The organism is Tropicimonas sp., from assembly GCF_047971885.1.
Classification (GTDB): Bacteria; Pseudomonadota; Alphaproteobacteria; order Rhodobacterales; family Rhodobacteraceae; genus Tropicimonas.
Window position 1 is genome coordinate 20,601 of record NZ_JBKEAE010000183.1, and the last position, 13,355, is coordinate 33,955.

Annotated in this window: 9 protein-coding genes and 1 tRNA gene; 3 read left to right on the top strand and 7 right to left on the bottom strand. The window is 64.4% G+C overall.

The features are described 5' to 3' along the window. Nucleotides 1-15 precede the first annotated feature (15 nt). From ACK5IR_RS15405 to ACK5IR_RS15425, 5 genes are all read right to left on the bottom strand, one after another. Nucleotides 16-609, bottom strand: a complete 594-nt coding sequence (locus ACK5IR_RS15405; RefSeq protein ID WP_416930055.1) for a histidine phosphatase family protein — start codon at nucleotides 607-609, stop codon at nucleotides 16-18. 27 nt (nucleotides 610-636) lie between these two features. Continuing rightward, nucleotides 637-1,356 (bottom strand): glutathione S-transferase family protein, encoded by a 720-nt coding sequence (locus ACK5IR_RS15410; protein ID WP_416930056.1) that lies wholly within the window; start codon nucleotides 1,354-1,356, stop codon nucleotides 637-639. Between the two features lie 34 nt (nucleotides 1,357-1,390). Continuing rightward, nucleotides 1,391-2,845, bottom strand: coding sequence for an aldehyde dehydrogenase family protein (locus ACK5IR_RS15415; protein ID WP_416930057.1), 1,455 nt, complete (start codon nucleotides 2,843-2,845; stop codon nucleotides 1,391-1,393). A gap of 162 nt (nucleotides 2,846-3,007) precedes the next feature. After that, nucleotides 3,008-3,082, bottom strand: a tRNA-Gly gene (locus tag ACK5IR_RS15420). 117 nt (nucleotides 3,083-3,199) lie between these two features. Further along, nucleotides 3,200-6,643, bottom strand: a complete 3,444-nt coding sequence (locus ACK5IR_RS15425; RefSeq protein WP_416930058.1) for a pyruvate carboxylase — start codon at nucleotides 6,641-6,643, stop codon at nucleotides 3,200-3,202. Between the two features lie 128 nt (nucleotides 6,644-6,771). Between ACK5IR_RS15425 and ACK5IR_RS15430 the strand changes: the two genes are divergently transcribed. Both ACK5IR_RS15430 and ACK5IR_RS15435 read left to right on the top strand, forming a co-directional pair. After that, a complete protein-coding gene (locus ACK5IR_RS15430; protein WP_416930059.1) occupies nucleotides 6,772-9,135 on the top strand; it encodes an ATP-dependent helicase in 2,364 nt (787 codons plus the stop codon). A gap of 71 nt (nucleotides 9,136-9,206) precedes the next feature. Further along, on the top strand, nucleotides 9,207-9,620 hold the full coding sequence (locus ACK5IR_RS15435; protein WP_416930060.1) for a response regulator: 414 nt from the start codon (nucleotides 9,207-9,209) through the stop codon (nucleotides 9,618-9,620). Between the two features lie 64 nt (nucleotides 9,621-9,684). Here the strand turns inward: ACK5IR_RS15435 and ACK5IR_RS15440 are convergent, their stop codons facing one another. Beyond that, the gene (locus tag ACK5IR_RS15440) at nucleotides 9,685-9,906 is read right to left on the bottom strand and encodes a DUF1127 domain-containing protein (protein WP_416930061.1); all 222 of its coding nucleotides are present in this window, start codon (nucleotides 9,904-9,906) and stop codon (nucleotides 9,685-9,687) included. Nucleotides 9,907-10,097: 191 nt separating this feature from the next. Beyond that, nucleotides 10,098-10,316, bottom strand: coding sequence for a DUF1127 domain-containing protein (locus ACK5IR_RS15445; protein ID WP_416930062.1), 219 nt, complete (start codon nucleotides 10,314-10,316; stop codon nucleotides 10,098-10,100). Between the two features lie 1,308 nt (nucleotides 10,317-11,624). Between ACK5IR_RS15445 and ACK5IR_RS15450 the strand changes: the two genes are divergently transcribed. Beyond that, complete coding sequence (locus ACK5IR_RS15450; protein ID WP_416930063.1) at nucleotides 11,625-12,716, top strand: Mrp/NBP35 family ATP-binding protein; 1,092 nt, start codon at nucleotides 11,625-11,627, stop codon at nucleotides 12,714-12,716. The last annotated feature ends 639 nt before the right edge of the window (nucleotides 12,717-13,355 follow it).

Here is a 13,355-nt window from a genome sequence, read left to right on the forward strand (position 1 = left end):
CCGACTCGGTCAAGCCTAGCACGAAAGGAGCGCCTGGCCATCCGGTTCGGCCGGTGGATCCAGAACGGTCTGACATCCGTCTTCCACGCGGTACACGACACCCTGTCGGTCCTCGATCGTGCCTATGGAAGCGGGCGCAAGCCCGGTCAGTTGTGCCCGCAACACCTGCGAGGTGACCCCGTGTGTCACCACGACAGCCGGGCCGGAAAGGTCGGACAGGAACGCCGAAACGCGGCGCCAGATATCGTCGAGCGTCTCGCCACCGGGGGCGGAGAACTTCCATGTCACCGCGTCGGTTCCGTGGAATGCCTGTGGATGGCGCGCCCGGATTTCGGCCATGGTCAGCCCCTGCCAGGCGCCCATGCCGACCTCGTTCAGGCGCGCGTCGCGGATCGGGCTGCGCCCAGGCAAGGCCAGTTCCGCAGTTGCTTTCGCGCGCCCCAGCGGCGAGCAGAAAAGCGGCAGGCCGGCCGCCCCGACACGGCGCAGGACAGCGCCCTGCGCCCGCGCCTGTGCCGCACCCCGCCGCGTCAGCGGGGAATCGAGATGGCCCTGCATCCGGCCCTGCCGGTTCCACTCGGTCTCTCCATGACGCAGGATCAGCAGCATCGGCCTGTCATCCGCGTTCCGGGCAGTTCACTCACCCGCCCAGACCGTGACTACCTTTCGCAGCGATTCCTCGATCTGTCCGCCGCAATAGGCATCGCCCCAGCGCGCATCACAGCTTTTGCGCATCGCGGCGATTTCCGGCAGGCTTGCGATGCGCCGGCTCAGCGCGGCGACGGCGGGGGCGCTGCGTTCCAGCAAGGGCCCGAGCGGCGGCAGCTTGTCCGTCATGGTGAACCAAAGGGCGGCGGTTGCCAGATCGGCGAGCGAGGGCGCGTGCGAGCCCAGCATGTGGCCCGCCGTTTCGCTCAGCCCGTGGCGGCGGCCGGTCTCCTCGAATATCGCCATCCAGCGCGGCAGCCGGCCGGCGGCAAATTCATTCCACCCTTCCTGTGTCCACATTGCGCGCCCGCAATTGCAGGTGATTTCCTCAAGCACATCGCTGGCATCGCCGATGATCTTGTGCACCAGGGCGTCGGCTGCCGGCGCGCCTGGAAACAGCCCGTGTTGCCGCCCGAGATAGCCGAGGATGGCGGGAAGCTGACTGAGCCACAGATCGCCCGCGTGGTGATGCAGCAATGGTGGTGCCATGAACGGAACGGGTTGCCGGGCGGCGGGCTGATCCTTGAGCGCCAGCATCTCCGCCACCGGCGGTTCGTCCCAGGTCTGGCGGCAGTGGACCAGAAGATAGCGAACGAAATGGCCGCGGAACGGGATCGGCCAGTAGTAGAGCGTGTAATCTGTCGGCATTGCCGCCTCCCTTGCGCTGATTGCCGGCGATGGCCTAGCGGCGGCGGATCGCGATATTCTTGGTCTGCACGTAGTTCAGCAGTGCTTCGCGCCCTTTTTCCCGGCCATAGCCCGATTTTCCCCAGCCGCCGAACGGCGTTTCGACCCCGCCCGCGTACCATTCGTTGACAAAGACCTGACCGGCGCGCAGCCGTTTCGCCGCCGCCGTTGCCCGGTCCAGATCGCTGGTGAAAACCCCGCCGACTAGCCCGTATTGCGTAGCGTTGGCGATCTCGATCGCCTCGTCGTCGTCGCGGAAACCGAGCACCGACAGCACGGGGCCGAAAATCTCGGTCCGGGCGATCTTCATCTCCTGCGTGACCTCGGTCAGCATGGTGGGCTGGTAGAAGGCGCCGATGTGATCCTTTGGCCGGCGTCCGCCGGTGGCCAGGTTGGCGCCGTCGGAAATGGCCTCGGTCACCATCAGTTCTACCCGGTCGCGCTGCAATTCGCCGACCATCGCCCCCATGTTGGCGCCGAATTCCGCCCGGTCGATCCCCGGCCCGACCGAGAGCGATTCCGCCATTTCGGCGATACGGTCGACCAGTTCGTCATGGCAGCTTTCGTGCACGATCACGCGCGACATGGCCGAGCAGACCTGCCCGGCATTGAGGAAAATCCCCCAGCGGACATCGTCGACAAAGGCGTCGAGATCGGCATCCTCGTGCACGATGGCCGCCGATTTCCCCCCCAGTTCGAGCACGCAGGGCACGATGTTGAGCGCCGCCGCCTTGGCGACCGAAACCCCGGTCGGCACCGAGCCGGTAAAGACGATCTGGTTCACATCCGGATGCCCGGCCAGCGCGGCGCCGGCCTCGCGCCCGTAGCCGCACAGGATGTTGAGCGCGCCGGTCGGCAGCCCGGCGGCCTCGGCGGCGCGGCCCAGCCAGGCGCTGCTGAGCGGGGTAAGCTCGGCCGATTTGACCACACAGGCATTGCCCATCGCCAGTGCCGGCGCAAGCGAACGCGCGGCCAGTTCCAGCGGAAAGTTCCATGGAATGATCTGCGCCGAAACCCCGTGCGGTTCGTGGACGGTAAAGTCGAAATACCTTCCCCCCAGGGGAATGGAACGCCCCTCGACCGCTTCGGCCTGATTGGCGAAATACTCGAAATAGCGGGCTGCCCCGTGAACCTCGACCCGGGATTCCCACAGCGGCTTGCCCTGTTCCAGCGTCAGGACAGGTGCGATTTCGTCTGCATGATCAAGAAGATGGCGGCCCATCGCGCGCAGTATCCGGCTGCGGTCGACCGGGTGGAGGTCGCGCAGTTCGCCCGACAGGTGCACCTGTCTTGCGGCTTGCACGGCATGATCGATATCGGTCGCATCGGCAAGCGCATGTTCGGCCAGAACCTCGCCGGTCGCCGGGTTCGTCACCGCGATCCGGCCGGCGCCACCGTCGACCCATTCCCCGTCTATATAGTTCTGCCAGAACTCGTTGATCTCAGTCATCGCGTCTGCATCCCGCCCGTCCGTTGACGCACATCTCATAAGCCGTTTTGATGAGACCGAATGCAATATCTTCGATGCGGCGCGAACCGGTCCGGGCGTGGCCGCGGCACAAAAAAGGACCGCCGAAGCGATCCCTGAGAATTGCGCCGAAAATAAGCTTTCTGGAGCGGGCGATGAGATTCGAACTCACGACCCTTACCTTGGCAAGGTAATGCTCTACCCCTGAGCTACGCCCGCATCCGGAAGTGAGCGGGATTTAACGACCCGTGCCGGCGGCTTCAAGGGGAAAATCCGGCGCATGCGAATTTTCCCCGTCCGGGCGGCGCCCCGTTGCCAGGGAAGGGCCAAAGGGGATCACTCGAACTCGATCAGCAGATCCTTGGCGTCCACCTGTTCGCCGGGATGGACATGAACCGCCCTGACCACGCCATCGGAATCCGCATGGATGCCGGTTTCCATCTTCATCGCCTCGATGGTGACCATCAGGTCGCCGACCGAAACCTTCTGTCCGACATGCACACCGAGCGAGGCGATGACGCCGGGCATCGGGGCGCCGACCTGTCGCGGGTCGCCCACGGTAACCTTGGTGCGGGCCGGTATGGCGCTTTTTACCTTGCGGTCGGGCACGCGGATGGTGCGTGGCTCTCCGTTCAGTTCGAAGAAAACCTTGGCCTCGCCTTCCTCGTTGGTTTCCGAGACCGCCTGCATGCTGATTTCCAGCGTCTTGCCCGGCCCGATGGCCGGGGTGATCTGCTCGCTCGGCTCCATTCCATAAAAGAAAGTATGTGTCGGCAGTACCCGCACCGGCCCGTATTCCTCGTTGCGGCGCAGGTAGGCGGTGAAGACCTTGGGATACATCAGGTAGCCGTTCAGATCCTCGTCGTCGATCTCGCGGTTGTCGAACTCGGCCGAGAGCCCGGCGCGCGCCGCTTCCAGATCGACATCGTCGACCAGAGAGCCGGGGCGCACCGTGATCGGGGTTTCGCCCTTCAGGATCCTGGCCTGAAGCGCCGGCGGCCATCCACCCGGCGGCTGGCCGAGGCTGCCGCGCATCATGTCGACGACCGAATCGGGAAAGGCCACGTCGCGCGCGGGGTCTTCGACCTCGGTGCGGGTCAGGCCCTGGCTGACCATCATCAGGGCCATGTCGCCCACCACCTTGGACGATGGGGTGACCTTCACGATGTCGCCGAACATCTGGTTCGCCTCGGCATAGGCATGGGCGACCTCGTGCCAGCGCTCCTCGAGCCCGACGCTGCGCGCCTGCGCCTTGAGGTTGGTGAACTGTCCGCCGGGCATCTCGTGCAGGTAGACCTCGGAGGCCGGGGCCTGCATGCCGCTCTCGAAGGCGACGTACTGGGCGCGGACGGCTTCGAAATAGTTCGAGATCCGGCGCACTTCCTCGATGTCGAGCCCGGTATCGCGTTCGTCATGCGCCAGCGCCTCGACAATCGTGCCGAGCGTCGCCTGACTGGTGCCGCCCGAAAAGGAATCCATCGCGCAGTCGACGGCATCGACCCCCGCCTCGGAGGCGGCGAGGATCGTGGCGCAGGAAATGCCGGCGGTATCGTGGGTGTGCAGGTGCACCGGCAGGCCGATCTCTTGCTTGAGCGCCCTGACCAGAACCCGCGCCGCAGCCGGTTTCAGCAGCCCGGCCATGTCCTTGAGGCCGAGGATATGGGCGCCCGCATCCTTAAGTTCCCGCGCCATCCCGACGTAATAACGCAGATCGTATTTCGCGCGCTCGGTGTTCTGGATATCGCCGGTGTAGCAGACCGTGCCTTCCAGAACCTTGCCCTGCTCCAGCACCGCGTCCATTGCCACGCGCATGTTCTCGACCCAGTTCAGGCTGTCGAAGACGCGGAACAGGTCGACACCCGAATCCGCCGCCTGCCCGACGAAGAAGCGCACCACGTTGTCGGGGTAGTTGGTGTATCCGACGCCGTTCGCCCCGCGCAGCAGCATCTGCGTCATCAGGTTGGGCATCGTTTGGCGCAGTTCGCGCAACCGCTGCCACGGGCACTCCTGAAGGAAGCGATAGGCCACGTCGAAGGTGGCGCCACCCCAGCATTCGACGCTGAAAAGCTGCGGCAGGTTGGCGGCATAGGCCGGGGCGACGCGGATCATGTCGATCGAACGCATCCGTGTCGCCAGAAGGCTCTGATGGCCATCGCGCATCGTGGTGTCGGTGATCAGCAGGCGTTTCTGTCCGGTCATCCAGTCGGCAACGGCCTGCGGCCCGAATTCTTCGAGGATATTACGCGTTCCCGGCTGCGGAGAATGCGTTTTCGGCGCCGGCGGCACCGGTTCGCGCGCCTCGGCCGGCGGTCTGGGGCGCCCGGCGACATCGGGGTGCCCGTTGACCGTGATATCGGCGATATAGCGCAAAAGCTTGGTCGCCCGGTCCTTGCGGCGCGGGAAATGGAACAGCTCCGGCGTCTCGTCAATGAACTTGGTATGATAGTCGTTGCCGAGGAACTTCGGATGGGCCAGCAGGGTTTCGACGAACTGGATATTCGTCGCCACGCCGCGCACGCGGAATTCGCGCAGGGTGCGGGTCATGCGGGCGATCGCGTCCTCGGGGGTGGGCGCCCAGATGGTCAGCTTGGCCAGCAGCGAATCGTAATGGCGGGTGATGACGGCGCCGGTATAGGCGGTGCCGCCATCGAGCCGGACCCCCATGCCGGCCGGGCTGCGATAGCCGGTGATGCGGCCGTAATCGGGGATGAAGTTGTTGCGCGGATCCTCGGTGGTGATCCGGCATTGCATGGCGTGGCCATCGAGCGTGACGTCGTATTGCGAGGCGATGCCGGTGGCCTCGGTCAGGCTCTTGCCCTCGGTGATCAGGATCTGGGCGCGGACGATATCGATGCCGGTCACTTCCTCGGTCACCGTATGCTCGACCTGGATGCGCGGATTGACCTCGATGAAATAGAACTCGCCCGTTTCCATATCCATCAGGAACTCGACCGTGCCGGCGCATTGATAGCCGACATGCTCGCAGATGCGCTTGCCCAGATTGCACAGTTTCTCGCGCTGCGCGGCGGAGAGATAGGGCGCCGGCGCGCGCTCGACGACCTTCTGGGAACGGCGCTGCACCGAGCAGTCGCGCTCCCACAGGTGATAGATCCGCCCCTGCCGGTCGCCCAGTATCTGGACCTCGACATGGCGGGCGCGGGTGATCATCTTCTCCAGAAAGCCCTCGCCATTGCCAAAGGCGGCCTCGGCCTCGCGGCGGCCCTCCAGCACCTTGTCGACCAGTTCGGCCTCCGACAGGATCGGGCGCATGCCGCGCCCGCCGCCGCCCCAGCTTGCCTTGAGCATCAAGGGATAGCCGATTTCGGCGGCCTGGCGCTTCACGTCCTCCAGGTCGTCGCCCAGAACCTCGGTTGCCGGGATGACCGGCACGCCGGCCTCGATGGCCACCCTGCGGGCGCTGGCCTTGTCGCCAAGCTGGCGCATGGTCTGCGCCAGCGGGCCGATGAAGGCGATGCCCGCTGCCGCGCAGGCGTCGACGAAATCGGGGTTTTCCGACAGCAGCCCGTAGCCCGGATGGATCGCATCCGCGCCGCAGTCCCTGGCGACACGGATAATCTCGTCGATCGACAGATAGGCCTGAACCGGGCCAAGCCCCTTGCCGATCCGGTAAGCCTCGTCCGCCTTGAACCGGTGCAGCGAGAGCTTGTCCTCCTCGGCATAGACGGCGACGGTCCGTTTGCGCAGTTCGGCGGCGGCGCGCATCACGCGGATGGCGATCTCGCCGCGATTGGCGACGAGGATTTTCCTGAATTCCGGCATCTGGGGCTCCCTTCGGGCGTCGCGAGAGGTGTACGGCCCTTTCGGGGCATGAACAACACTCTTGGCCGCTTGCGAACAATTGTAGAACGCATCTTTTCTCCCCGCGACGCATCCACTAGATTGCACGCATGTCAGGCTTTGATGAAACCGATGCCTTCGCGGCTGCCGTCCCGCTCTCGCAACGCGCAATGGCGGCGCGCACCGCCCCCTATCTGGACGGGCTCAACCCGGCGCAGCGCGAGGCGGTCGAGGCGCTCGACGGGCCGGTGCTGATGCTGGCGGGTGCCGGTACGGGCAAGACCCGGGCGCTGACCACCCGCATCGCGCATCTGCTTCATACCGGCAGGGCGCAACCGAACGGGATCCTGGCTGTCACCTTCACCAACAAGGCCGCCCGCGAGATGAAGGAGCGGGTGGCGAAGCTGCTTGGTCACGCGGTCGAGGGCATGCCGTGGCTCGGCACCTTCCATGCCATCTGCGTCAGGCTGCTCAGGCGCCACGCGGAACTGGTCGATCTGAAGCCAAATTTCACCATTCTCGATACGGACGATCAACTCCGGTTGCTCCGGCAGCTTGTGATATCAGCCAATATCGACGAGAAGCGCTGGCCGCCGCGCCAGCTTGCCGGAATCATCGACAACTGGAAAAACCGGGCCTGGACGCCGGAAAACGTGCCGGCGGCCGAGGCGGGCGCGTTCGACCACAAGGCGCTTGGCCTTTATTCGGAGTATCAGGCGCGGCTGCGCACGCTGAACGCGGCCGATTTCGGCGATCTGCTGTTGCATGTCGTCACGATATTCCAGCGGCACGAGGATGTGCTGGCCCGGTACCGCCACCGGTTCGGCTATATTCTGGTCGACGAATATCAGGACACCAACGTCGCGCAGTATCTGTGGCTGCGCCTGCTGGCCGGCGGACACCGCAACATCTGCTGTGTCGGCGACGACGATCAGTCAATCTATGACTGGCGCGGGGCAGAGGTGGGCAACATCCTGCGGTTTGAGAAGGATTTTCCGGGCGCGCGTGTGATCCGGCTCGAACAGAACTATCGCTCGACCCCGCATATCCTCGCCGCAGCCTCGGGTGTGATCGCCGCCAACAAGGGCCGGCTCGGCAAGACGCTCTGGACCGAGACGGAGGAGGGCGAGAAGGTTCGCCTGATCGGCCATTGGGACGGCGAGGAGGAGGCGCGCTGGATCGGCGAGGAACTTGAGGCGATGGGGCAGGGAACCCGCGGCATGCGCCCCCTCGGGCTCGAGGATTGCGCAATCCTGGTGCGCGCCAGCCACCAGATGCGCGCCTTCGAGGACCGGTTCCTGACCATCGGCCTGCCCTATCGGGTGGTCGGCGGGCCGCGGTTTTACGAACGGCTGGAGATTCGCGATGCGATGGCCTATTTCCGCCTCGCCGTCAGTCCCGATGACGATCTGGCGTTCGAGCGCATCGTCAACACCCCCAGACGGGGGCTTGGCGACAAGGCGCAGCAGAAAATCCAGATGGCGGCGCGGGCGAACGGCGTAGGCCTTGTCGACGGTGCGCGGATCCTGCTGGCGGCGAAGGGGCTGGGCGGCAAGGGTGCGGGCGAACTGTCGCATCTGATCGCCGGCATCGACCGCTGGTCGGCGCTGGCGCGCGACCCGGCGGTCAGCCATGTCGAGCTTGCCGAGCAGATCCTCGACGAATCCGGCTATACAGCGTTCTGGCAGAACGAAAAGACGCCCGAGGCGCCGGGGCGGCTCGAAAACCTCAAGGAACTGGTCAAGGCGCTGGAGAGCTTCGACAATCTTCAGGGGTTTCTCGAACATGTCGCCCTGATCATGGACAACGACACCGAGGATGCCGAGGAAAAGGTCACCCTGATGACGCTGCACGGCGCCAAGGGGCTGGAGTTTCCCGCCGTTTTCCTGCCCGGCTGGGAGGACGGGCTGTTCCCCAGCCAGCGCGCGATGGACGAGACCGGGCTCAGGGGGCTCGAGGAAGAGCGGCGCCTGGCCTATGTCGGCATCACCCGTGCCGAGGCGTTGTGCACTATTTCGTTCGCCGCCAACCGGCGGATTTATGGCCAGTGGCAATCGGCGCTGCCGTCGCGGTTCATCGACGAGTTGCCACAAGAGCACGTCGAGGTGCTGACCCCGCCGGGGCTTTATGGTGGCGGTTTCGGCGCAGCGGGCATGGCGCCGCAACAATCCGGCCTTCACGACAGGGCGGGACGGGCGGATGTCTATAACTCGCCGGGCTGGAAACGGATGCAGGCCCGCCGAGACCAGCGCGGAACGAGCCAGCCGAGGGAAGGCCGGAATGTGGTGATCGACCTTGACGCGGTATCGGCCTTTGCCCGGGGCGACAGGGTTTTCCACCAGAAATTCGGCTATGGCGCGGTGGTCGCGATCGAAGGGGACAAACTCGAGATCGCGTTCGACAAGGCCGGAACCAAGAATGTCGTGGCGAAATTTGTCGTGCCGGCGGCCTCTGCCGACGATGTGCCCTTTTGACCTGCGACACTTTGTGTGCCATCAATCGTCTGTGACCGGCGGGTGGGTCGGGTGAGTCGCGGAGTGGTTGCATGAAAATCCTGCTTGTCGAGGACGATCCTAACCTGAGGGCGCTGTGGGGACCGATTTTCGAGGAAGCCGGACATCAGACGTTTCAGGTCGCAACCGAAGGTTCCGCGCTCGCGGCGCTTCGGACCTCGGATTACGATCTGGTGGTGCTGGACCTGTGCGTTGCCGGGGGCGACACGCTGGGTGTTGCCAGTTACGCCACCTGCCGCAACCCCGATTGCAGGGTTGTCGTGGTCAGCGGGTCGGCCGCGCATTCCCGCGCAATGTTGTCTGCGGCGGCGCCCGCGGTGACAACCACGTTGCGCAAACCGGTGGACATAGAGGATCTTGAGGATGCCTGCCGGATCGTCACGCGCACCGCGCGCCGGATGCCGGTTACGGCGCTGATTGCCGCATCTGCCGAATATCGCCCCTGAAATCCGTCTCGCGGTTCGCGGCGGCCATCGCCGCCGCGCCTCTGTCTGAACGGATCTGCCCGGATCAGCGAATCTCGTCTGCGGCCTGAAGCGCAACTTCCCGGATCAGCGATCTGCAGAGCCCGATATCGGCCAGGTCGCGGTCGGTCATCGACGACAGTTCGTTGAAGGTCAGTTGATAGGCGCGCCGGCGCGCGCGCATCAGTTTCAGCGCTGCGGCCATTCTGGCGAAGCGTCCGGAAAGGCCGTCGAACCGGACGTTCGACGTGTTGGAAACATAGGTCATGTGGGTGTCCTTGAAGGGTGGCTGCCCCGGTGTCGTGGAGCGCGCGCTCCGCCCGGGCGGAAGCCGGCGCCGGCGCGTTGCGCGGCATTCCGGCGATTGTCTGGCGGTGGCGGCATCAGGGAGGAGGAGGACGCCGCCACCTTGTCAGAAAACCCAGGGAGGAGGAGGGGTTTCCCGATTTCCGTGTCGTTTCAGGCGCCGTAGGCGTTTTCGCGCGCCAGTTCGCGGATCATCGACCGGCTCAGCCCCAGATCGGCCAGCGCCCGATCCGAAAGGCCGGAAAGCTCCCGCACGGTCTGGCGATAGATCGCGTATTGCGCGTAACGTGCCCTGATCGTTTCCAGCGTGGAGGTAAACCAGTTGCCTTGACCGGCAAGCGCGACGTTGTTCGTTTCGAATGTCTTTTCCATCATTCTATCCTTTGTGGTTGCAGCGCCGACCGCGTCACCAATTACACTGCCTTCGTTAGCGCTACCTCTTGGCTTCAAGATAGACGGTGATGCCACCGGTTCAATCCGCATTTCGGCAATGCTGCCATGCAGCAATCGCAGGACTCATGAAACTTCAAGAAACAATCGTATCACTCGAAATTTTATGAATAATTTTTGAAATATAGCATTCTTGGCATCATTCGCAATCGCAGCATTTTTGCCGGGCGGGGCGAATTTCGGCCGCTCCGCAGCAGGTCGGCAAACGCATCCCGGTGCTTGACGAGGCGGGCGTGTCGCCTGTCGGTCCGGGAAGGCAAAGGGAATACAAAAAGGCGGCGACACCAGGGAGGAGGAGGGTGTCGCCGCCAAAAGACAGAAAACCCAGGGAGGAGGAAGGGTTTCCTGATCTCGTTCCGGCACCGCTGCGGGTGCCTTGAAACTTGTGCGGCAGCTCCAGGGAGGAGGAGGGAGCTGCCGCTGAAACAGAAAGCCCCGGGAGGAGGTGGGGTTCCTGTATTCCGTATCGAACGCACCGCATCGGTGCCGGGTGCCCCGCGTTCGGGGCCGAACAGGTGCGGCGCATCAGGGAGGAACGATGCCGCCGCCGAGACCGGAACCCAGGGAGGAGGACGGGTTTGCCTGTCTCGAACTCTGCCTGAACAATCCGATGGATCGTTCGGCCATGATCTGGTGGCGATGGCATCAGGGAGGAGGAAGATGCCATCGCCGTATCAGAAAACCCAGGGAGGAGGACGGGTTTCTGAAACTCTTGTCTCGTTCAGCCGCCGAAGGCGGTCCTGTGCGCTATCATATGGACACTGCGCCGGCTCAATCCAATATGTGCCAACTCGTCGTCCGTCAGCGCAGCGAAATCCCTGACCAGCCGACGATAGCTGTCCAACTGTTCAAATTTCGTCAACAGAGCAGCGAAAACCCTGCGGGTCGCAGCGCGACGCGGTTTGCCCGCCGTCCGTTGTGTCTCCGTCATTGCTTCAGCTTCCTGCTTCTGCACCCGGGCTTTCGGCTCGATTTGTCCCAGCTTGAACTTGCCGGTTGTTAGCGCCGCGAACCCGGAATGTTAGCGCCCTTCGTTGACTTCAAGATATCGTCCGGCGAGGTGTTTGCAATTGCTCTAAACTTCAATGCCGCTATGCAGCATTTGCATATGTCCTGCTGACCTGTTTTTGTGACATTGCGCCCCTTATCCGTGCAAGGTTGAAACTCGGCTTGCGTCGGGAGCATGGCGGTATAGGTCTGGACGGTGAAATTCGAGGAATTGGGGGAAATATGCCCGTAACGCGTGACGATGTTGTCAAGGTACTGCGCACGATCAACCTCGCCGATGGTGGCAATCTGGTCGCACGTGACATGGTGCGTGCGCTCGACGTCGATTCGAGCGGGGCGGTCCGTTTTGTCATCGAGGCCGAATCTCCTGACATGGCGCGGAGCATGGAGCCGGTGCGCCGGGCGGCCGAAGCTGCCGTTGCCGGGCTTGAGGGCGTATCGTCGGTATCGGTGGTGCTGACCGCGCACGGGCCGGCGGCGCGGCCGGCGCCTGCGGGTCCGCCGCCCGATCTCAAGATCGGCAAACACCCCTCGCCGCGCCAGCAGGCGGGGCCGGCCGCAATCCCAGGTGTCGACCGGGTAATCGCCGTCGGGTCGGGCAAGGCCGGGGTGGGAAAATCGACCGTTTCGGCCAACCTCGCCGTGGCGCTGGCGCGTCAGGGGCGCCGGGTCGGGCTTCTCGACGCCGATATATACGGCCCGTCGCAGCCGCGCATGATGGGGACCCACCGCCGCCCGTCTTCGCCGGACGGCAAGACGATCGAACCGCTCCGGGCGCATGGCGTGACCTTCATGTCGATCGGGCTCATGCTGAAGGAGGCCGAGGCGGTGATCTGGCGCGGCCCGATGCTGATGGGGGCGTTGCAGCAGATGATGGAGCAGGTCGCCTGGGGCGATCTCGACGTGCTGGTCATCGACCTGCCGCCGGGAACGGGCGATGTGCAACTCACGCTCGGGCAGCGCTACCGGACAACCGGCGCGCTGGTGGTCTCAACGCCGCAGGATGTGGCGCTGCTCGACGCGCGCCGCGCCATCGACATGTTCGGCAGGTTGAACGTGCCGGTGCTGGGCCTGATCGAGAACATGTCGACATATATATGTCCCAATTGCGGCCACGAGGCGCATCTGTTCGGGCACGGCGGCGTGGCGGCCGAGGCCGGAAAGCTCGGCGTGCCCTTCCTGGGGGAACTGCCGCTCGAACTCGAGACCCGGGTCGCCGGGGACGAGGGGCGCCCGATCGCCCTGGGCGACGGCCCGGCGGCGGAATCCTATGCGGCGATCGCCAGCCGCCTGATTGCCGAAAACAAGGCCTGACAGAACTGCCGATGGCCGGCCCGTGCCGGTGGGCGCGGGCACGGGTTCCGTGTGCCGGGCGGGTCTCATGGGAAATCATGGGCCGGACGATAAGAAGCGTGCCCACGCGCCGAATCTTCAGGCCGATAGCGCGGTGATTCGGCTGAATCGGGCCTGAAACCGGCGAATTTCGTCACCGGAAGTGGTCGGGAATCGCCCCTGTGGGCAGCATTCGCGGGATTTTATGGGTTTTTTCGTCCAAGATCCCGACGCCCATATATCGTGTTCCATTTCGGCTTGTGCGCAACCTGTACTCAAAATGAACCCCAAGACCCCTGCTTTTCGCGTTGTCTCAGGTCTGGAATACCCGTCCTGTGGGCTGTCGGCCCATAAAGTGGTATTGATTTCCATGAAATCCCACGGCATAAAGGATCACACGATGAGGACGGGCAGACAAAGGGGCGCAAGACCCCGGAACTTCCCAAAGTCAGGTTTCATACAGGCACCCGCTTTCATCGAACAAGAGATCCGACGCGTGAGCGAGCAGACATCCCCCCAGGTGGCACGCGCGATCGGACGCACCCAGCGATGGGACGAGGGCGGCGGACCGGACTTTGGCAGCAGTTCGGTCCGCCGTTTTCATTTCAGCCCCCGGGGTGG